Raw genomic sequence first — 22,709 nt, forward strand, 5'->3', positions numbered from 1 at the left:
AAAGTGCGATTTTTCTTATTTTAAATAGTGACTTGAATTGATGTTTGTATAATTAGTCGTTGATTTACAAGCGCTCGCACACAGAGTTACATGACCGGTAGAATAGAAAAAGCCCAAACAATTAACATTGTTTGGGCTTTTTGTTTGTGCGATTCTTTAAGCCGTTAAGCCGTTAAGCCGTTAAGCCGTTAAGCCGTTAAGCCGTTAAGCCCGAAAGCTATTTAGAATAGGTTCTTATCGCGCACGAGTTCGCGTGGTAAACCGTTCTTCACTCGGTTGCCAACCCACTTACCAAGGCCGATGATCGCACCATTGTACTTCACTAGTACTTCACCTTTGCCTGACAAGTCTTCAGGGCGAACATCGCGTCCCATGAACCATTCACGAGCATCTTCAATGCTAAGGTCTACAATGTTGGCTTCATTGCCTGTTGCGAGCGTTGTCGCGACTTGGTGCTGCCAGCGGTAACCTTTTTTATGGGTTTCAGCGATCTTGATGCCCATGCGAGAGAAACGGAACTCACCGATCATAGGTTCTAGCGCTTCCGGGAATAGCCAAACGTCTTTGTCACGAATCCAAACTTGAGTATCACTTGGTAGTTCTATATCAAGTGCGCCCAGCAGTTGTTCAGCGACTTCTTGTTGAGCTTTCTTTGACGCTTGTTCAAATGGGAATTTGCCCAGACGTTTTTTCACTTCTGGTGGTGTCACAGACGCTAGTTTACGGATGCGTGCAACGAAGAAGCCTTCTGAATCATACACTTGTGGGAAAATGTGTAGAAAGCCTTCTTCTGTCGTGGTTGCTTTAGCATTGTCGAATAAGTTTTCTAAAGACTCGAACTCAACCGCATCACCAAAGGTCTCTTTTAGGTGATGACATACTTGTTGGTTCTCTTCCGTGCTTAACGTACAGGTTGAGTAAACCAGCACGCCGTTAGGTTTGAGAGCATGAAAAGCACTTTCGATCAGATCTTTTTGAGTGTCAGCAATATCGACTACAGATTGATACGTCCAGTTCTTCATCGCATCAGCGTCTTTGCGAATCGTACCTTCACCAGAGCAGGGCGCGTCTAGCAGCACAGCATCAAACTGTTCTGGTAACCACCCACCGAAAACTCGACCATCAAAGTTACTGAGTGCAGCATTACGAACGCCACAACGTTCGATGTTGGCATGAAGAACTTTCACGCGGCTTGCTGCGTATTCATTGGCAACCAATACGCCGCGATTATTCATTAGCGCCGCGATTTGTGTTGTTTTTGAACCGGGTGCAGCCGCAGTGTCTAATACGGCTTGGTAGTCAGCCTCACCTTGGAAAAGTGCTGACGGTGGCATCATAGAACTGGCTTCTTGGATATAGAAAAGGCCAGACATGTGTTCTGCCGTATTACCTAGTGGCGCTTCACTTTCATCAGCTGTAATCCAAAACCCCGTTTCGCACCAAGGTACAGGTTCCAGTTCCCAGCCTTTCTCTTTTGCTCGCAGTAAGAAGTCCTCAACACTGATTTTCAATGTGTTGACTCGAATACTTTTACGAAGTGGTTTTTGGCATGACGCGACAAAAGAAGCCATATCTAGATGACTAGGCATGATTGATTCGATGTGCGTTAGGAATTCTTCAGGAATATATACGTTAGCGTGCAAAAGAGTGTCTCGATTTATTGCATTAATGCGGGGGAGTTTAAAGCAAAATGAGGCCGTCCTAAACCATATTTATAGCAAACAACAAAAATGCAGCCGAATGGCTGCATTTTGATGATGAATTATTCTTTGTTAAGCGGTATTAATTTGCATGGAGCTTCTGAGGGTTCACTTTATGGGCGAGGAATTGCGGTTCTCCATGATTTCCACTCATCTTCGGCTTTAGGATAGAGATAGAAAGACTGATCTTCGTTTGCCACTGGCTGAAGTTCATTGGTCGGTGGCGTTGAGAATGTAATACCACCTCTTAACAAGCTGTCTACCGTTCCAGCTTTGATGTTTGCGCCAGAGAGACCGATAGAGACATCGACACCAGATACGTTCCAGAACACGGTGTTTGCGCGGATCAGATACGCGTAGTCAGGTTCGATTTGAATCGTAGAGATGATTCGGTCAGCAAACTCGCCTAACTGAACATCAATAACACTGCCGATTTCTAGCTCACGGAATAGGATAGGTGTGCCTTCTGATACCGAGCCTCGCGTTTCGCTTTGTAGCTGGAATATCTTGCCTTCAGGCTGTACAGGACCCTTGCTAAGCTTAAATTTCGTATTTCTGTCACCATTGCCCGGGTCTACGTTGATGTGCTTAGAGAGCAGTGCAGAGACGTTCTTGATGCCATTAAGGCCGATTTCAGGTTCTGCTAACCAGAAGTGACTCTTCGCAACGGCAATCTTGTCTACGTACTCAGGTAAAATACGCGCAGTAATTTCAATACCGCCTTTATTGAAGTTAGGAATCACCAAGGTAACCTCACCGACGGTGACGCCTTGATATTTGATCGCCATGCCTTTGCTGACTTCTTGATCGTCTGAAGAGGTAATCGTAATCGCACGACCAAATTTTCGCGCGGATTTCGAATCTTTATAAAGTTTCCACACATCACCGAGTTTGTTGTCTATTCCCGGAAGAGAGTCAAAAGCAATACCGCCTTGAATAAGCGTTTTAACGGGAGCTGCTTTAATACTAATACCCGATAGCGACGCATCAATCTCAACGCCTGAGCGGTTCCAGAAAACAGTATGTTCATTGAGTAAGTGTGTGTAACGATTTTCGATCGTGACTTTGATTCTCACGCCACCATCGACAAGCTGAAAATCAGAAATGCTACCCACTTGTAGGTTGCGGTAGAGTAGTGGGCTTCCTTTAGAAATTGAAGGTAGCTCGCTCGCAAACAACGAAAGCGTCTTTGAGCCAGACTGATTAAACTTGGCGATTTCTGCTAACGATTTGCTTTGGAAAAGCTGATAGTCAGTTCGTGCTTTCGACTGACCTTCGCTAACAAAGCTAATTGAGCCAGTAAGAAGTTGTTTTGCCGGTGGAACTGTTACACTTAAGCCAGATTCGGTTAGCTCTGCAGTCGCACTGCCTGTCACAAAGAAACGGTTATGGCTTTTGATTAGGTGAGCATATTCGTTATCGACAAGCGCATCCATAAACACTTCGTGCTTATCAGAGCCAGTACCCACACCATCGACTAAACCTACTTGGATGATAGAGCCAACAGCAATGCCTTTGTAGAGTAGCTGTGTACCGACATCTAACCCGAATGAATTGTTCGACGTTAAGCGAATCGCAACGGATTTTTCTTGTTCCTGACTGAACTCATTTTTGCGAATCGCAGTAAATCGACGCGCTTTTTCACCCTCACCTGGAACCAAGGTTAGAAAGTTGCCCGTGACTAAGTTGGCAATATTTTTCATTCCAGTAAGTGATAGTTCAGCTTCCTCTAAAACGAATTGACTGCCGCTATTTAAAAAGTCACTGAATGCCGGTTGGATTGCAGCCGATGCCACGACGTTTTCACGCCCTTCGCTTAAAGATAGGTCAGTGATTTGACCGATTTCGATGCCTCGATACATGATCGGAGCGCCCGTTGCACTGATCTTGTTGTCGTCGGGTACGGCTATCTTGATCGAGATACCACGACCGGCTGTTTTCAAATCTGGGTACAGTTTGAATTTGGTGTTCATCTCTACGGGTTGACCTTCTCCCGGAGAGTCGACCGCAATTGAACCGCCAAGCAGAGCACTGAGGCTTTCTAAGCGTACGTCGACACCAGAAAATCCGATACTGGCACCTAAGCCACTGACATTCCAAAAACGGCTTTGGTCGGTAATGATGTGGCTGTATTCATCTTTAATCGCCGCTTGAATCGTCACGGATTTTGCGTTGTCGTTTAGCTGATAGTTGTAAACCTCACCAATTGGAATTTTACGATAAACGATCTGAGAGCCAACAGACACCCCCCCCAGGTCTTTGGTCGTCAATGAAATATTCAGGCCTTCCGAAGCCAATAAGTCAGAAGGGGATGATTCTAAGGCCTGGAAAACGGTTTCTGGTTCTTGCTTGGTTTCGCTAGGATGGATAGCAATATAGTTACCTGAAACAAGCGCATCTAACCCTGAGATACCAGATAAACTTGCTGTTGGTTTTACGAGCCAGAAACGCGTGCCTTTTGAGAGTAGCTTTTTCGCTTCTGGGTAGATGTCAGCATCGACATAGATGCTCGATAAATCTTTGGACAAGGTAATGTCGCGCACCATACCTACCTCTAAGCCTTGGTAGCGAATTGTCGTTCGACCTGCGACTAAACCTGCGGCATCTGAGAAATATATCTGCACACGTTGTCCTGCATCGTGTATCGATTTCATGACCAACCAACCCGCTAATGCGACGGTTAGTATCGGCAGGATCCACAAAGGGGAAATACCTTTGTTTTTCCTGACTTCTGGTGAATATGACGTTTGTGATTGGTTATCGTTGTTCATTCACTGACTCATCTTTAGAGGTGTAGTTATCCCAAATTAGCCTAGGATCTAAGCTTTCCGCCGCTAGCATCGTGAGAACAACCACGACGCCAAAAGCGACTGCACCATAACCTGGTGTAAAGTTTAAAATTTGTCCACGGTCGACCAAGGTCATCATGATCGAAATAACGAACAGATCCATTACCGACCACTTTCCCACCCATTTCACAATGAAATAGATGGTCATACGTTGTCTATGGTAAACCGCACGCTTCATTTTGATACAAATTAAGATATACGTTAGACCAAGTATTTTCGCGACAGGCACGACGATACTGGCAATAAAAATGATTGCTGCGATGCCATACATGTCGCTATTAATTAGCGAAGCGACACCGGAGATGATGGTGTCTTCTAATCTTTGTCCGTTTGTTATCACGATAGAAATTGGAATGACGTTGGCCGGCACGATAGCCACTGAGGCGGCAAAAAGTAGAGCCCATGTCTTTTGTACAGAGTAGGGTTTGCGATGATATAAGTCATGGTGACAACGCACGCAAGTGTGTCCGTCAGGCTGAGACAGGTGACAGTTATGACAGTGTACGTTCTTACTTTGATCGAAAGAGTAGTCAGACTCTTTAGCCCAAGCTTCCCAGTAGCGACGCACACTGATTCGGCTTACCAGTAACACACTGAAAAGCTGCAGTAGAATCAGACCAACTAAACCAGGGCCGACGAAAATATCTGAGTAATCTTGTAATTTGAAGCACGAGATTGCCACGCTCACCAGAAATACATCCAACATCATCCAGTGCTTAAGTGTCTGAATGATAGCTAATGCATAACGAAATGGTGTGAAAATCTTAAAGCGCAATGATAAATGGGTGATGAGTACCGAGGTACAAACAAGTAATGGGGCGATCGAACTGCAGAATAAGATCAACAAACCAAGTAGAGGGAAGCCTTCACCCATTAAAGTAAATACGCCAGATGGTAACGTCGCAGGTATCATGACACCAATCAGGCGAATACTGATGAATTCAAAAAAGTGTGAGGGGATAAACAGCAATAAGCAGGTAATAGCGATTGCAAGGTTTCCAGACAGGCTAGGGGGGCCGCCTCTATAAAGCTGAGTACCGCATCTTGGGCAGTAAGCGGATTTCCCCAAAGGGATGTCCATTTTATCAACGGGAAGTTCGCAGCCCTGACAAAGACGTACAGAGCTACTATCGCACTGGTGCTGAGTCGATAACTGCTGCTTAGTTGATAAAGAGTTGGTTACGGATGGGGAGGTCACGCGACCTCCCAAGATGAAACACTAATCAGACTTTTAACCTGATTTAAATGCCTAGAACAACACTGATTTAAATCTATAGAACAAGAAACATCAGGCGTGCGATTGCACACTGCCATAGAGTGTTTGATATAATCCTTGTTGTTCAACCAATTCACCATGTGTTCCTGTCTGTGTAACTTGCCCATCTTCTAAAACATAGATTAGATCGGCCTGTTTCACCGCTGATAATCGATGAGCCACTATCAAAGTTGTGCGATCTTTCAAAAACTCGCTCAGCGCTTTATGCAGTGCTGACTCTGTTGCTGTATCGAGTGCTGATGTCGCTTCATCTAGAATAACAAACTTAGGATTGCTCAGCACCATTCGGGCTATCGCTAAGCGTTGTCGTTGCCCGCCAGACAGTCGAACGCCATTCCTACCAATTTGTGTATCTAAGCCATTACTCAGTTGCTTGATGACATCTTGCATTTGAGAGACTTCAAGTGCACGCCACAACGACATTTCATCGTATTCAGCACCAAGCGTCAGATTATGCCTTAATGTATCGTTAAAAAGTATAGGTTGTTGTAAAACAACGGCAATTTGACTGCGTATTACATCGAAGCTGATGTCGTCGGTGGTTTCGCCGTTATAACGAATGCATCCAGAATCCGCTTGATAAACACCAATCAGTAACTGGATTAACGTAGATTTACCACCACCACTCGCACCCACCAAAGCGACTTTCTTACCTGCTGGAATGTGCAGCGATAGCCTATTTAAAACAGTGTTTTCTAATGTGTAAGAGAATGTAACGTCTTCAATGTCGACTGTCACTTCTTGATCTTCATTAAATGGGTTCACTTTACTGATAGGGCGCTTCTCTTCTTCTAACTGAAGAAGGTCGTTGATGCGCTGAAGTGCTGCTTTTGCGCTATACCAAGAGAATTGAATCCCTAACAACTCTTGTACCGGGCCTAACATAAACCACAAGTAACCAAATACCGCGAAAATCTGACCAATCGTTAAGTCACTGAATAACACCATTAGCATCGCGACGGCACGGAAAAGCTCGAAACCTAATAAGAACAGCAGAAACGAAACACGGCCAGCAGCTTCTGATTGCCAAGCGTATTTGTCTGCATCGACTCTCACTTGGTTTGCTTGAACCTTAAGTTCATCGAGAAAGATACGTTCCTTGTTTGCCGCACGCAGTTGGTAAATACCGTCTAAGGTTTCCACTAAACGGTTTTGAAAGCGCTCGAAAGATTGGTTCTCATACTTTTTAAGGTGTTTAACTCTGCTACCTAGTTTACGGGAGAAATAAATCACAACAGGATTGACCAGTAAAATGAACAGTCCTAAACGCCACTCTAACCATAGCAACACGATAGCGGTACCGAAAACGGTTAAGAAGCTAATTATGAACTTAGATAGAGTCGAACCAATGAACTTATCTATTGTCTCTATGTCTGTTATCAGGTGAGCATTAATACCGCCACTGCCTTTGGTCTCGTATTGTCTAATACTAATGCGGCCAAGCTTATCTATCATCTTGCTGCGCATTTGATAGGTAATTGTTTTTGAGACAAGCGTGAATTGACGCCCTTGTAGAATGTTCAACGCTTGGCTAACAGTACGCATGATTATGACTAACAGCAAAGTCAGTGCAATATAGCCAGTTGGTGTCTGCAACGATATTGGAAGTAGATGGTTCATCATCTCTAAGCCAGAAGCCGGCTTATCAAGTAATACTTCATCAACCATTAATGGCATGAGCAACGGGATAGGGACACTAATGAGAGTTGCAAGTATGGCAATAATGTTAGCAAACAGTAATTTGGACTTGTGTTTTTTTACTTGAGTTATTAACCAAGAACGGCTAATAGTGTCTTCTGAATTGGTCATTGTAATGAGAATAAGTCCTATTTAGTTTGATGGCCGCATTTTACTGCGTTCTCTTGATAATGGAAGTCTCAATTTAATTGGAAGTTAATATGAAAATAGAACATTACCAACGCTTAACCAAACAAGCCGTTGCATTAATTGAATCAGAACCCGATCTAACTGCTAATCTAGCTAATATCAGCTCATTATTATTCATGGAGTTGGATGAATTAAATTGGGCAGGCTTCTATTTAATGAAGCAGGACCAATCTAAGGAAAAAGACGAACTTGTGCTTGGCCCATTCCAAGGTCAACCAGCTTGTGTTCGAATTCCGGTAGGGCGTGGTGTGTGTGGAACTGCGGTCGCGACGAATACAGTTCAGCGCATTTATGATGTTCATGAATTCGAAGGACACATCGCTTGTGACGCTGCAAGTAACTCAGAAATCGTTATACCATTTTCGATTGACGGGAAAATTGCGGGCGTTCTTGATATCGATAGCCCAAATGTTGGCCGTTTTTCTCAAATTGACGAGGACGGATTAACATTTTTCATGGCAGAAGTGGAAAAGCTGCTTAATTCGCACGCGAACAAGGCATAAATTATTCTCTTACTGTGGTTTTTCCCAAGCATCTCTCTATAATACGTAAAAATATTTTCTTAATGCTCGCGGAAAACCGCAAAAACCAGGAACCCACATGGAAAACACTGAAAAGTTAAAAAACAGCAAAGAAGTTATCGCATATGTTGCTGAATGTTTCCCTAAATGCTTTACTCTAGAAGGTGAAGCGAAACCACTTAAAATTGGTATTTTTCAAGATCTTGCTGAACGTCTAAATGAAGACGAAAAAGTAAGTAAGACTCAGCTTCGTGCAGCGTTAAGACAGTACACATCATCATGGCGTTACCTGCACGGCGTAAAAGCTGGCGCAGAACGTGTTGACCTAGACGGCAACGTATGTGGCACACTAGAAGAAGAGCACGTTGAGCACGCTAAAGCGACACTTGCAGAAAGCAAAGCGAAAGTTCAGGCTCGTCGTAAAGAACAAGCACAGAAAGCTCGTGACGAAGGCAAAGCGAAAGCTAAAGCGAAGAAAGCTCAACAGCCTCGTCGTCAAGCGCCTAAAGCACCGAAAGTAGAAAAGCCTGTAGAAACACGCGCTTTGAACGCCGATGAATTTATCACTGGTAAAGAAGTAAATGTGAACATGGGTACAGGAAACATGGCTGCGACCATTGTTGAAATCAATAAGGAAGATGTGCGTGTTCAGTTAGCAAACGGCCTACAAATGGTTGTTAAAGCGGAGCACTTGCGCGCTTAAAGGAGATACTCCTACGCATGAAATGCCGTTCAAAATTGACACTGATTGCTGCTGGCTTTTTGCTAGCAGCTTCAGCTCAGGCTCTTGAAGCCAAATTAAATCAGGACGATTTACCTCTACTCGCTCCTGAGGTTCAACACGAAACTGCTAGTAAACGTGTTACTTCACGATTTACTCGTTCCCACTATAAACACTTCAATCTCAACGATGATTTCTCCCAAGCTATCTTTAATCGTTATTTAGAGATGCTGGATTATAACCGTAATATCTTCACTCAAGCTGATATTGACTCTTTCGCTACTTCATCTAAACAAATTGATGACCAACTGAAAGCCGGTAATAACCAAATTGCATTCGATGTTTATAATTTGTCCATGCAGAAGCGTTTTGAACGTTTCCAATATGCGCTGTCTTTACTAGATACTGAGATTAAGTTTGATACTGATGAAAGTATTGAGCTCAATCGTAGCGAAGCGGAATGGCCAAAAGATATCGCTGAAGTGAATGAGCTTTGGAGGAAGCGTGTTAAATACGACGCGTTGAATCTAAAACTTACAGGTAAAGAGTGGCCAGAGATTCAAGAAGTTTTGGAAAAGCGTTACAACAATGCGATGAAGCGTATTACGCAATCGCACAACGAAGATGCTTTCCAGATCTACATGAACGCATTCGCGCGAGAAGTTGACCCTCATACCAGTTACCTTTCTCCAAGAAATGCAGAGCAATTCCAGTCTGAGATGAATCTATCTCTAGAAGGCATTGGTGCTGTACTTCAAATGACAGACGACTACACCGTTATCCGATCTCTCGTTGCTGGTGGCCCTGCGTCAAACAGCAAACAATTGAGTGATGGTGACCGTATTGTTGGTGTCGGCCAAGATGGCGAAGATATTGTTGATGTTATCGGCTGGCGTTTAGACGATGTAGTGCAATTAATTAAAGGACCGAAAGGGACTAAAGTTAAGCTACAGATCTTGCCAGATGGTAAAGATGCAAAAAGTCACGTTGTCACAATTGTACGCGATAAGATTCGCTTAGAAGACCGCGCTGTTAAATCAGAAGTTATCGAGAAAGATGGCAAGAAGATTGGCGTACTCGAAGTACCAAGCTTCTATGTTGGCCTTTCTAAAGATACTGATAAACTGATCACCGAACTTAAAGAGCAAGGTGTCGAAGGTATCATTGTTGATCTGCGAAACAACGGTGGTGGTGCACTAACGGAAGCAACCGAACTCTCTGGTTTGTTTATCAAAGAGGGTCCCGTTGTTCAAGTTCGTGATAGCTACGGTCGTGTAAAAGTGAACAGTGATACTGATGGCGAAATTAGTTATCAAGGTCCATTAACGGTATTGGTGAATCGCTACAGTGCTTCAGCATCTGAAATCTTTGCAGCAGCGATGCAAGATTATGGTCGTGCAATTATCCTTGGTGAAAACTCTTTCGGTAAAGGAACGGTGCAACAACACCGCTCTTTGAATCATATTTATGATTTGTTCGATAAAGAGTTAGGCTACGTTCAATACACCATCCAGAAATTCTACCGAATCAATGGCGGAAGTACGCAAAACAAAGGTGTAGTGCCTGATATTGCTTACCCAACGGCAATTGATCCAGCAGATACTGGTGAAAGTGTTGAAGATAATGCTCTGCCTTGGGATAGCATAGATAAAGCTAACTATTCAGTGTTACAGCGTAACGATGAGCAAGTTGCTGCTTTAACCGCTCAACACCAAGCTCGTATTGCGACAGACATGGAGTTTGGCTTTATCGCGCAAGATATTGAAAAATATAAGGCTGATAAAGATGATAATGACCTTTCTTTGAACGAAAAAGTACGTCAACAAGAGAGTGATGATGGGGATGTGCTTCGTCTAGAGCGTATCAATCAACGTCAAAAAGCCGCTAAGTTAGAGGCATTTAAAACGTTGGATGATATCCCTAAAGACTACGAAGCCCCAGATGCTTATCTTGATGAGTCAGTCGCTATCATGCTGGATATGATAAAGAAATAGACGCTAACGTGCCTTGTTAAAGGCAGCGTTTTTTAAGAAAGCGAGCTTAGGCTCGCTTTTTTTGTGTCTATGATTTGACAGGAATACCTGATTGTAACCGTTGAGACTGTCGCAAAGAACTCTCAATGTTCAGGGTTATTTAGCTCTGTTTTGTGTCGAATAATGACATTTAAGTTACTTTGCACTTAAAATTTAGTGACTTGGATCAAATTTTTTCGCTTTCTATTCATTACGTGCCTAAGCTTAAAGAAAACGAGGGGGCGCGTATGAAATGGATTCTACTATTTTTATCTTGTTTAAGTTTTGTTGCTTTTGGGAGTGAGGTCGCTTCAAGCGAGCAGCAATCAAAAAGTGACAGCAATCTATCTCATTTTGACCTTCCTTTACTGCTTGGTGATTGGTATTTGATGAACCCAGATCCTGAACAAGGTACTGAAAATTTTAGAGCGATAAAGCTAACCCTTGATTCAAATTATTCATTCTCCATTGATATTCAAAAGAAAGACTACAGTGTCGACCATTGGGAAGGCTTGTATAACGCCAATGAAGATACCATTATTTTGGGTTTAAACACCTCTGAACCTCAAGTTTACGCCTATAGCAGTAACCATAATATGTTGAACCTCAACGGTGTCATGTTTACCAAAGCCTTACCGAATGCACTGGCAGGTATTTGGTCGAGTGCTGAGCTTTCAGGTAGCGACCTGCGCGCGAGTAACATTCAAAAAATGGATTTAGTGCTTCAACCTGACTTTGTATTTATGTTCAGAGTGTCCGATGAAGTGGGGAGTGAGGTTGTTCGTCGTGGGGTGTATTACACAGAAGGCGATCAATTGGTGCTTCTGTATGAAAATGGCGAGCACGGCACTCGTTACACATTAAACAGCGACGTCTTGACGCTTCAAGGTGAAGAAGGCGACATGTTTGCAGTACTCAATCGTATTCGATAATGACGAGTTGGATGCGCAAAGTCAGGCTTGTTGATAATATGGCTCACAGTTCATTTATTAGCCGTTCCTTTCTTATTTGGTTGATAAAATAGCAAAACATGGAGGCGTTTTACTACAATGCCTCCTTTTTTCAATATTCCCCTTGTGTTCTTGGCCCTCAACCTTTAGATATATACAGTTAAAATACAATTACGTATAACGATCAAAAGGAACCCGTCATGGCACATACACCTCAAGCCAAGTATCGTAAAGATTATCAATCACCATCTCACACTATTTCTCAAATCGATCTTACTTTCGATTTGTACGATTCAGCGTCCATTATTACGGCGGTGTCTAGTGTTAAGCAAGAGAAAGATAGTTCGACCTTAGTACTTGATGGTGAAGGTTTGACGTTGGTTTCTGTTTTAGTTGAGGGTCAAGAGTGGACGCAATTCGAGCAATCTGAAACTCAACTGACACTGAGCGGACTACCGAAAGATTTCACACTCACGATCGTGACGGAAGTTAATCCTGAAGGGAATAGTGCACTTGAAGGTTTGTATAAGTCGGGTGGCGCATTCTGTACTCAGTGTGAAGCTGAAGGTTTCCGTCGTATTACTTACTACATGGACCGCCCTGATGTATTGGCAAAATTCACCACAACGGTAATCGCAGACAAAGCAGAAAATCCATTCTTACTTAGTAATGGTAACCGTATAGATGAAGGTGAAGCTGAAAACGGTCGTCACTGGGTGAAATGGCAAGACCCACATCCAAAACCAGCGTACTTGTTTGCTTTAGTTGCGGGTGACTTTGATGTACTTCGTGACGCTTACACCACTCAATCAGGCCGTAAAGTTGATCTAGAAATCTTTGTCGACAAAGGCAATTTGGACCGTGCGAACCACGCGATGGTTTCTTTAATTAACTCAATGAAGTGGGACGAAGAGCGTTTCAATCTTGAATACGACCTAGATATCTACATGATCGTAGCCGTTGATTTCTTCAACATGGGTGCGATGGAAAATAAAGGTCTAAACGTATTCAACTCTAAGTTTGTTTTAGCGAACGACCAAACAGCAACCGACACCGACTACCTAGGCATCGAAGCGGTAATCGGTCATGAATATTTCCATAACTGGACCGGTAACCGAGTGACATGTCGCGATTGGTTCCAACTAAGCTTGAAAGAAGGCTTAACCGTATTCCGTGACCAAGAGTTCTCATCTGATCTTGGTTCTCGCGCAGTAAACCGAATCAACAATGTTCGTATTATTCGCGGGCCACAATTCGCTGAAGATGCAAGTCCAATGTCTCACCCAATTCGCCCTGAAAAAGTGATAGAAATGAACAACTTCTACACATTGACTGTATACGAAAAGGGCAGTGAAGTGATCCGAATGATCCACACATTGTTGGGTGAGGAAGGTTTCCAAAAAGGCATGAAGCTTTACTTTGAACGTCACGATGGTACCGCTGCAACTTGCGAAGATTTCGTTGCTGCAATGGAAGATGCGTCGGGCGTTGACCTGTCTCAGTTCCGTTTATGGTACAGCCAATCTGGTACGCCGACGCTTTCTGTTGAAAGTCACTACGACGCAGACAAAAAAGAGTACACGTTAACAACTCGCCAAGTAACGGCTCCAACTCATGAGCAAACGGAAAAGCAAGCTCTGCATATTCCTCTAGACATCGAGCTATACACCGCGTCGGGTGAAGTGATTGGGTTACAATGTAACGGTCAGCCAGTTCACAATGTACTTGATGTGAAAGAAGCGGAACAAACGTTTGTGTTTGAAAACGTTTCAGAGCAACCGATCCCATCGCTACTTCGTGAATTCTCTGCGCCAGTGAAATTGGAATACGATTACTCAGATGAAGAGCTGATCTTCCTGATGGTGAATGCTCGCAATGAGTTCTCTCGTTGGGATGCGGGACAAATGCTGCTAGCGAAATACATCCGTAGCAACGTAGATAACGTTCAACAAGGTCAAAAGTTTGAACTTTCTGCTTCTGTTGTTGATGCATTCCGCGGGGTACTGCTTAGTGATTCACTAGAACCTGCGTTTATTGCAGAAATGCTTTCTCTACCGAGCCATAACGAAGTGTCGGGTTGGTATGAGCGCGTTGATATTGATGCGGTCGCATCTGTTCTTAACTCAATGAAAGTAACACTAGCTGCAGAACTTGAAGACGAGTTAGCGGCGGTTTATCACAGCCATGCACTAACAGAATACACGATCGATCACGATTCGATTGGTAAGCGTACTCTACGTAAAGTTTGTCTAAGTTACTTAGCGCATACTGAAAAGGGTAATGACTTGGTTGTTGCTATGTACCAACAAGCAAACAACATGACAGATACAATGGCTGCAATGGGCGCGGCGAACAGTGCGCAACTACCATGTCGTGAAACCTTGATGGCGGATTACAGCGACAAGTGGAAACACGATGGTCTTGTCATGGATAAGTGGTTTGCATTGCAAGGTTCAAACCCAAGTTCTAATGCACTTGAAGTGATTAAAGCGTCGATGTCGCACCAAGCGTTTAGCTTGAAGAACCCGAACCGTACTCGTAACTTGGTAGGTTCGTTCTTAAACATGAACCCGGTTCAATTCCACGCCAAGTCAGGACAAGGTTATGCGTTTGCGGGCGAGATCCTACGTGAACTGAACAGCAGCAACCCGCAAGTGGCTTCACGTTTGATTGACCCGCTACTTAAGTTCCGTAAGTACGATGATGAACGCCAAGCTCTAATCAAAAAAGAACTTGAGACGCTGAAGAACATGGACAACCTTGCAAAAGACTTATTCGAGAAAGTGGCAAAAGCACTAGAGGCTTAAGTCAGCCGCTTATTCAGGTAACTGATTTATCATAAGAGGTTTTGCTAATAAGCAGTTTACTAGTAACGAAAAGTCATCAGTGGTAGAGAATATCTGCCACTGATTTTTTGTTTCTGGTTTATCGAATTTTCGATAAGCTAGAGCAGTTTCAAGTTCAGTTTCACTTTCAGACATCGTTAAGTGCCAAAAACACCGGCGCTGTATGTTTATACAGGTATCGTATGAATCGCTATATTTTCCAACTTAACATCTCATATCAGCAGTTTTTGGCTAGCTATTCGGGTGCCGCAAGTAAAGTTCAAGTGATAACAACAACAGGGCTACGCTTACAGCTACCTGCAACTCGCTTCAGACCATTTCTTACACAAATAGGGGTTAGAGGGCAGTTTAGGTTAACAACTGACCAAAAAAATAAGTTTATTAAGTTGGAAGCTCTGTAAAGCTTGGCGTGCCTAGTGAGTTAAAGGGAATCTTAATCACATAATCAAACATTTCACCTCTTACCACCTCTAAAACAATTAACTATTTATCAATAATGCTTTTACAATAAATGAATGCATTACCTTTGCTTAACTCGTTAGTAGAACTGGCCTTGAAGGCTTGATTCAAACGCTAGCTTAAGTAAGCCCCCTAATAATAAAATAAAATTCTAATTGTGGAGTGTGACTATGACCGCACGTGAAACTGTGGTTCCAGTTTTACTTGAAAAAGTTTACAAACTGATTCAAGACAAACTTGACCTTGCTCATCGACCTCTCGTAACTCAACTTGCTCAACACTTGTTTAGTAATGTTTCTCACGACGATCTAACTCAGAGAAACGAATCCGATTTATACGGTGCTGTAGTTAGCTTATGGCATCACATCAATGAAAAGAAAGCTGACCAAATCTCTGTTCGTGTTTTTAACCCGACAGTAAGTCGTCAAGGTTGGCAATCTACTCACACTATCGTAGAGATAGTCGTACCAGATAGCCCATTCCTTGTAGACTCTGTAAAAATGGCGCTGACTCGCCTAGACCTTTCTTCTCACCTTATGCTTCACAATCCAACACAAATCTCTCGCTCTGATAAGGGCAGTGTTGTCGGCGTGAGCAATAACGAAGGTGCATTCCAATCGCTTTTCCATATCGAAGTAGACCGTCTTAGCAGCAAAGCTGAAATGACAGCGCTCAAAACGGAACTACTGGATATCTTTACCGATACTGGTTTAGTAGTGAACGATTGGCTGAAGATGGTTGAAAAACTTGAGGAAGTAACGAATCAAGTTGAAAAGCAAAAAGAAAGCATTCCTGTAGACGCTCAACGTTTTGATGAGACGTTGGCGTTTCTTCGTTGGTTAGGCGAGCACAACTTTACGTTTATGGGTTACAAGGAATATGACCTTGTTTCTGTAAATGGCGACACAGAACTACAACCGACCAAGGAGCAAGGTCTTGGTTTGTTTGCGAATTCAGATCGTGTGCGTAACGTTAAGCTGTCTGAGTTTTCTGATTCGGCACGTCTTGAAGCCAAAAAGCCGTATGTACTTATCGTAACCAAGGGCAACACGGCTTCACGCATTCACCGCCCAGCTTACAATGATTACATTGGTATTAAGAAGTTCGATAAGAACGGTAAGGTCATTGGTGAACACCGCTTTACTGGTCTTTACACCTCTGCCGTTTATAACCAAACCGTTGAAACTATTCCTCTTGTTCGCGAGAAAGTAGAGCGTATCTTAGACGCGAGTGGTTACCGTGAAGGTTCATACTCTTACAAAGCTCTGCACAACATTCTAGAAAACTACCCGCGAGATGAACTGCTTCAAGCTCGTGAAGAAGAATTGCTAGAAGTCGGTACTGGCGTAGTTCAAATGCAAGATCGCGATCTTCTGCGTTTGTTTGTTCGCAAAGACCCGTTTGGCCGTTTCTTTAGCTGCATGGTTTACGTTACCAAAGATCGTTACAACACCGAACTTCGTCGTCAAACCCAACGCATCTTGAAGCAGTATTTCGGTTGCGAAGAAGAGGTCGAATTCACGACATACTTCTCTGAAAGCCCACTGGCAAGAACGCACTATATTGTTCGTGTTGATAACAACAACATGGATGTGGACGTGAAAACAATTGAGCAAAATTTAATGGAAGTATCGTCTACGTGGGATGACCGCCTGTCTGAATCAATCGTTGCTAACTTCGGTGAGAGCAAAGGTCTTCCGTTATCGAAAGAGTACATGCGTGCATTCCCACGTTCGTACAAAGAAGACATGATGCCTGGTTCTGCTGTTGCAGATATCGAGCGTCTAGAAGCACTAAGTGAAGACAACAAACTGGGTATGCTTTTCTACCGCCCTCAAGAAGAGGCAGCAGACTCTAAAGCTGTTCGTTTGAAGCTGTTCTACCACAGTGATGAGCCGATTCACCTGTCTGATGTTATGCCAATGCTTGAAAACTTTGGCCTGCGCGTTATTGGTGAATCACCTTATGAAGTGCGCAAGACCAATGGGGTGACTTATTGGATCCTTGATTTCTCGATGCTGCATAAGAGTGACAAGACGATTGATCTTCGTGAAGCTCGCGATCTTTTCCAACAAGCCTTTGCGGCAATTTGGGAAGGAGAATTAGACAGCGATGGTTTTAACCGCTTGGTATTGGGTGCTGCTCTTTCTGGCCGTGAAATCTCAATCTTACGTGCGTATGCGCGTTACATGCGCCAAGTGGGTTTCCCATTTAGCCAACAATACATTGAAGACACATTGTCTCATTACCCAGATCTAGCGAAAGGGTTAGTGAGCTTATTCGGCAAGCGTTTTGATCCTAAATTAAAGGGCAGCGCGAAAGGCCAACAAGATCTTATTAAGAAGATCACTGAACAGTTGGATCATGTAGAAAGCTTGGATGATGATCGTATCATTCGTCGTTACATGGAAATGATCACAGCAACGCTTCGTACTAACTACTACCAGTTAGACGACAACAAACAGTCTAAACCTTGGTTGGCTCTGAAAATGAGACCAAGCGAGATCCCAGATATCCCAGCGCCGGTTCCTGCGTTTGAGATCTTCGTTTACGCACCAGACATTGAAGGTGTGCATCTACGTGGCGGTAAAGTCGCTCGTGGTGGTTTACGTTGGTCAGACCGTCAAGAGGATTTCCGTACTGAGATTCTAGGCCTAGTTAAAGCACAGCAAGTTAAGAACACAGTAATTGTACCGGTTGGTGCAAAAGGTGGTTTCGTTTGTAAGCGTCAGCATACTATGTCTGGCCGAGACGAGATCTTTGCTGAAGGTCAACGTTGTTACAAGCGCTTCATCCGTGCACTACTAGACGTATCAGACAACATCATTGAAGGTGAGGTTATTCCACCTAAGAGTGTTGTTCGTCACGATGAAGATGACCCGTATTTGGTTGTTGCCGCCGATAAAGGTACCGCAACGTTCTCAGATCTAGCAAACTCAGTATCTGCTGAATACAATTTCTGGTTAGGCGATGCATTTGCCTCTGGTGGCTCTAACGGTTATGACCATAAAGCCATGGGTATCACTGCGAAAGGTGGCTGGGAATCTGTTAAACGTCACTTCCGTGAAATGGGCATCAACTGCCAAACAACGGACTTCACCGCTATAGGTGTAGGTGATATGGCGGGCGATGTATTTGGTAACGGCATGCTATTGTCTAAGCATATTCGTATGCAAGCTGCGTTTAACCACATGCATATTTTCATCGACCCGAATCCAGAATCAGCATCAAGCTGGGTAGAGCGTGAGCGTTTGTTCAACCTACCTCGCTCAAGCTGGGAAGATTACAACAAAGACCTGATTTCTCAAGGTGGTGGCATCTTCTCTCGTCGATCTAAGTCTATCTCTCTGACGCCTGAAATTCAGAAAATGCTGGGTACTAAGAAAGCATCAATGGCACCAAATGACTTGATCAAAGCGATCTTGTCTATGCAGGTTGATCTTCTTTGGAATGGCGGTATCGGTACATACGTTAAGTCTTCGAACGAGACTCATACTGACGTAGGTGACCGTGCAAATGACGTGCTTCGTATCGATGGCCGTGACCTGAAAGCTAAGGTTGTTGGTGAAGGCGGTAACTTGGGTATGACTCAATTGGGTCGTATTGAATATGCGCTGACGGGTGGCCGCGTTAATACTGACTTCGTTGATAACGTTGGTGGTGTTGACTGTTCGGATAATGAAGTAAACATTAAGATCTTCTTGAATGGTTTGGTGTCTAATGGTGATCTAACCGTTAAGCAACGTAACCAAGTGCTTGAATCAATGGAAGATGAAGTGGGCGAAATCGTACTAGACGACGCATATTGCCAAGCTGAGTCTATTTCGGTTACTGAGCATCAAGGTGTTGGCTTAGTCAAAGAGCAAATCCGCTTTATTCATACAATGGAAAAAGCAGGGTACTTGGATCGTGGTTTGGAATACATCCCTGATGACGAAACACTGCTTGAGCGTGAAAAGCAGGGCCAAGGCCTAACAAGACCAGAGCTTTCTGTACTCGTCGCTTACGGTAAAATGGTGCTTAAAGAAGATCTTGTTAGTGATGATATCGCTAATGATGAATTCCATGCTCAACAACTTATGCAATACTTCCCAACAGCGTTACGTCGTAACTATTCTCAACACATGGATAATCATCCACTACGTTCTGAAATCATTGCGACGGCACTGGCTAACCAAATGGTTAACGAGATGGGTTGTAACTTCGTTACTCGTCTGCAAGAAGAGACGGGCGCAAATATCGTTGATATTGCCAATGCTTACGCGGCATCACGTGAAATCTACGGTCTTGGTAAAGTCCTGAAGAGCATCCGTGAACTGGACAATGTTTCAAGTTCTGAAGCTCAATATGAATTGATCTACCATGTTCGTCGTACACTTCGTCGTTTGGCTCGTTGGTTGCTAAGAAACCGTACCGGAAAACAGTCAGTGAAAGCATTGATTGAACTTTACCAAGGCGATGTTCTTACTATCACAGAGAAACTGGATGAAAACCTAGTGGCTTCTGAAGTAGAAGAGCATAACGCAATGGCACAGTTATGGATTGACCAAGGCGTAACCCCTGAGTTGGCTAATTCAGTTGCGCGTTTGTCTAGCTTGTACTCGGCACTGGATATATCCACAGTGGCTCGTGAGACAGGTAAAACAGTACAACAAGCGTCGAAGCTTTACTTCAACCTTGGCGACCGTTTGTCTCTGCACTGGTTCTTGAAGCAAATCAATGGTCAAGCTGTAGATAACAACTGGCAAGCGCTGGCACGTGCAGCATTCAGAGAAGATCTGGATTGGCAGCAACGTCAGCTAACTGGCCAAGTGCTTAACTGCGGTTGTGCTTCAGACATCGATGTGATTAAAGCGCTTGATGATTGGATGGAGAGTAACTCTGTTTCTCTACATCGTTGGGAAAGTATCCTCAATGAATTCAAAGTAGGCTCGGTTCATGAGTTTGCCAAGTTCTCAGTAGCACTGCGTGAATTGATGTTATTGAATCTAAACTGCATGTCGACAGATTAGTGATTAGATAAAACGAAAGACATAAGGGCAGGCCATAAGGTTTGCCTTTTTCGTTTCTATAAAGTGGCATCAATAGGTCTAACGATTTTTGACGGACCCACTTCTTTTGACGGACCCACTTCGTGGACACCTTGCTTGTTGTTAAAAGAGTGGGTGGCTGTAATATGGTAGAGACTAGAAATGAGTAAACTGACTGCAGAAACGATAACGTTTGCTTAATAAAGAACCTCATTCGCTAACAAACTCGATTATCTTACCCTTACAGACAGTAATAGATTGAATAGTTGAGTAAATAAGTAAATAATATCGCCCCGTTTACACGGGGCTTTTTTCTATCGGAGGCACAATGCTCTACCGTCTAGCCAGAACTGGCTTTTTCCAACTTGATGCCGAAAAGGCACATGATCTTGCAATTCAAAATTTCAAACGCTTCACAGGCACTCCTATTGATCTTTTGTATCGCCAACAATTACCTAATCGACCTGTAGAATGCATGGGTCTTACTTTTAAAAACCCAGTTGGCCTAGCGGCTGGCCTAGATAAAAACGGCGAATGTATTGATGCATTTGGCGCAATGGGTTTTGGTTTCGTTGAAGTAGGAACGGTAACTCCTCGTCCACAAGCCGGTAATGACAAACCACGTCTGTTCCGTCTTGTTGAAGCTGAAGGTATCATCAACCGCATGGGGTTCAATAACCTAGGCGTCGACAATCTTATTGAGAACGTTAAGAAGTCGAACTACGACGGCATCTTAGGTATCAACATCGGTAAGAACAAAGACACACCAATTGAAAAGGGCGCTGAAGATTACTTGATCTGTATGGAGAAGGTATATCAATACGCTGGTTACATTGCTGTGAATATCTCTTCACCAAATACTCCCGGACTTCGCTCTCTACAATACGGCGAAGCTCTAGACGATCTATTGTCTGAACTTAAAACAAAACAATCTGAACTAGAAGAGAAGCATGGTAAATATGTTCCTCTTGCTCTTAAGATTGCTCCGGATCTAAGTGATGACGAAATTAGCCAAATTTGTGAATCATTGATCAAAAATAAGATCGATGGTGTGATCGCAACAAACACAACATTGGATCGTTCAATCGTTGAAGGCATGAAACATTGCGATGAAGCGGGTGGCCTAAGTGGACGTCCGGTTCAATCTCGCAGTACTGAAGTGGTTCGTAAACTTCACGAAGAACTTGGTGACGCATTACCGATCATCGGGGTAGGTGGCGTTGACTCTTACGTTGCTGCGAAAGAGAAAATGATGGCAGGCGCGAAGCTTGTACAAGTTTACTCTGGTTTCATCTACAAAGGCCCAGGTCTTGTAGGCGACATCGTTAAAAATTTATAGTCCCCGAAAACCAGATCTTTTATAAACCCAGAGCTTTTATAAACAGAGTTATCAAAAAGATTTGGTTATTTTAGGAAAGCTATAATTTGGCATCGTCTTACTAAAAGAGACACTGTAACTCACTGAGTTGTAGACAGAAGCGATAAGAAAGAGGAATTCATTTCCTCTTTTTTTTTGCCTATTGCTCAGTAAAATTACTGTAATTGAAGGTAATTTTGCGTTTTACCTAATGGAATGGTTCAACAGTGTGAGACGAAATGATGCTTAAACCTAGCGATACATGGAGTTGGTATTACGATGAGCAGCAATGTTCATTAATGCTAAACCTCGGAGAGGATATGATTTTCAAAACGAATCTGGTCCGCAATAAGCTGGTGGACTGCGCGTTTAGAGATAATGAATTCACCGTTGATGACGCATCTTCATACCAAACCTTCAAAGAACAAATTTCTGGCTTAGAACTGTCTGAGCCTCGCCAAGCTGAACTCGCACTATATTGTGTGGCAGCAAAGCGCTTCCACAAGCCTGTACAGCCTAAAAGCTGGTTCTTCGATTCACAAGGCGCTGGCCACGAATCTCCTCAAGAAGGGGATATCGTACAAATGAATAACGAGCATAGCCTAGGTTACTTCATTGTACTGGAAGTGGGAGAGTGTGCGAGCCTATGTGCATTTGTCGACTTAGAAGAGTTTCTGCTCACACCTTCAAAAGGGTTAAGCTTTGGAGACTCGATTAAGGTGATGCACGATAGGATGGTAGACGCGAACTCTATTCTTCATTTTCACCATACACATATTGCAATGGTCGGTTAATTCCCCAGTTTAGTTCATCATTTCTAACACACATTGCAACGCATAAACCTATCAAACCTTCCTTAGAATCGGCTCAATAGCCGATTTTTTTGTGCCTAAAAAACCTCATCCAGATAAATACATCACCGCTTAACTATTTAATTAGTGAACTTGTGACTGTTTTTTCATCTTAATTTCTGCCTATTTTCATCGCCAGAAGTGTAAATTACCCCCCCTTTATTCCCTGTTTTTGTGCTTTTGTAGCTAACTTTCAGCCTTAAGTTGGGGTTGGTGTATACCAAATTTAAGGTGAATATAAATTCACACC

13 protein-coding genes are annotated in these 22,709 nt (G+C 43.4%); 9 read left to right on the forward strand and 4 right to left on the reverse strand.

Annotated elements, in window-relative coordinates; genetic code table 11:
- Nucleotides 1–221: 221 nt before the first annotated feature.
- From rsmF to ACED53_RS13925, 4 genes are all read right to left on the reverse strand, one after another.
- A complete protein-coding gene (rsmF, locus tag ACED53_RS13910; protein ID WP_017101115.1) occupies nt 222–1,643 on the reverse strand; it encodes a 16S rRNA (cytosine(1407)-C(5))-methyltransferase RsmF in 1,422 nt (473 codons plus the stop codon).
- Between the two features lie 170 nt (nt 1,644–1,813).
- Nucleotides 1,814–4,471, reverse strand: a complete 2,658-nt coding sequence (locus tag ACED53_RS13915; protein WP_017101114.1) for an MlaD family protein — start codon at nt 4,469–4,471, stop codon at nt 1,814–1,816.
- Nucleotides 4,458–5,759 carry a paraquat-inducible protein A gene (locus ACED53_RS13920; protein WP_017101113.1) on the reverse strand — a complete coding sequence of 434 codons (1,302 nt, stop codon included), beginning with the start codon at nt 5,757–5,759 and terminating at the stop codon, nt 4,458–4,460. Before ACED53_RS13920 ends, ACED53_RS13915 begins: the two co-directional genes overlap by 14 nt.
- 78 nt (nt 5,760–5,837) lie before the next feature.
- Nucleotides 5,838–7,634 (reverse strand): ABC transporter ATP-binding protein, encoded by a 1,797-nt coding sequence (locus ACED53_RS13925; RefSeq protein WP_017101112.1) that lies wholly within the window; start codon nt 7,632–7,634, stop codon nt 5,838–5,840.
- Between the two features lie 89 nt (nt 7,635–7,723).
- Between ACED53_RS13925 and ACED53_RS13930 the strand changes: the two genes are divergently transcribed.
- From ACED53_RS13930 to ACED53_RS13970, 9 genes are all read left to right on the forward strand, one after another.
- Nucleotides 7,724–8,215 carry a GAF domain-containing protein gene (locus tag ACED53_RS13930; RefSeq protein ID WP_017101111.1) on the forward strand — a complete coding sequence of 164 codons (492 nt, stop codon included), beginning with the start codon at nt 7,724–7,726 and terminating at the stop codon, nt 8,213–8,215.
- A gap of 97 nt (nt 8,216–8,312) precedes the next feature.
- Entirely contained in the window at nt 8,313–8,936 is a 624-nt protein-coding gene (gene proQ, locus ACED53_RS13935; protein WP_009846654.1) for an RNA chaperone ProQ, read from the forward strand.
- 17 nt (nt 8,937–8,953) lie between these two features.
- Entirely contained in the window at nt 8,954–10,948 is a 1,995-nt protein-coding gene (gene prc / locus ACED53_RS13940) for a carboxy terminal-processing peptidase (protein ID WP_009846655.1), read from the forward strand.
- A gap of 266 nt (nt 10,949–11,214) precedes the next feature.
- Complete coding sequence (locus tag ACED53_RS13945) at nt 11,215–11,898, forward strand: hypothetical protein (RefSeq protein WP_012603881.1); 684 nt, start codon at nt 11,215–11,217, stop codon at nt 11,896–11,898.
- A 218-nt stretch (nt 11,899–12,116) separates the two neighbouring features.
- Nucleotides 12,117–14,723, forward strand: a complete 2,607-nt coding sequence (gene pepN / locus ACED53_RS13950) for an aminopeptidase N (RefSeq protein ID WP_017101110.1) — start codon at nt 12,117–12,119, stop codon at nt 14,721–14,723.
- A 221-nt stretch (nt 14,724–14,944) separates the two neighbouring features.
- Nucleotides 14,945–15,163 (forward strand): DUF2835 domain-containing protein, encoded by a 219-nt coding sequence (locus ACED53_RS13955; RefSeq protein ID WP_004733645.1) that lies wholly within the window; start codon nt 14,945–14,947, stop codon nt 15,161–15,163.
- A gap of 228 nt (nt 15,164–15,391) precedes the next feature.
- Entirely contained in the window at nt 15,392–20,233 is a 4,842-nt protein-coding gene (locus ACED53_RS13960; protein WP_017101108.1) for an NAD-glutamate dehydrogenase, read from the forward strand.
- Between the two features lie 346 nt (nt 20,234–20,579).
- Nucleotides 20,580–21,590: a quinone-dependent dihydroorotate dehydrogenase gene (pyrD, locus tag ACED53_RS13965; RefSeq protein WP_009846660.1), complete on the forward strand. Its 1,011-nt coding sequence runs from the start codon at nt 20,580–20,582 to the stop codon at nt 21,588–21,590.
- A gap of 257 nt (nt 21,591–21,847) precedes the next feature.
- On the forward strand, nt 21,848–22,402 hold the full coding sequence (locus ACED53_RS13970) for a cell division protein ZapC (RefSeq protein ID WP_017099303.1): 555 nt from the start codon (nt 21,848–21,850) through the stop codon (nt 22,400–22,402).
- Nucleotides 22,403–22,709 lie beyond the last annotated feature (307 nt).

Origin of the sequence: Vibrio sp. 1F169 (genome assembly GCF_041439605.1) — a bacterium.
GTDB lineage: Bacteria > Pseudomonadota > Gammaproteobacteria > Enterobacterales > Vibrionaceae > Vibrio > Vibrio tasmaniensis_A.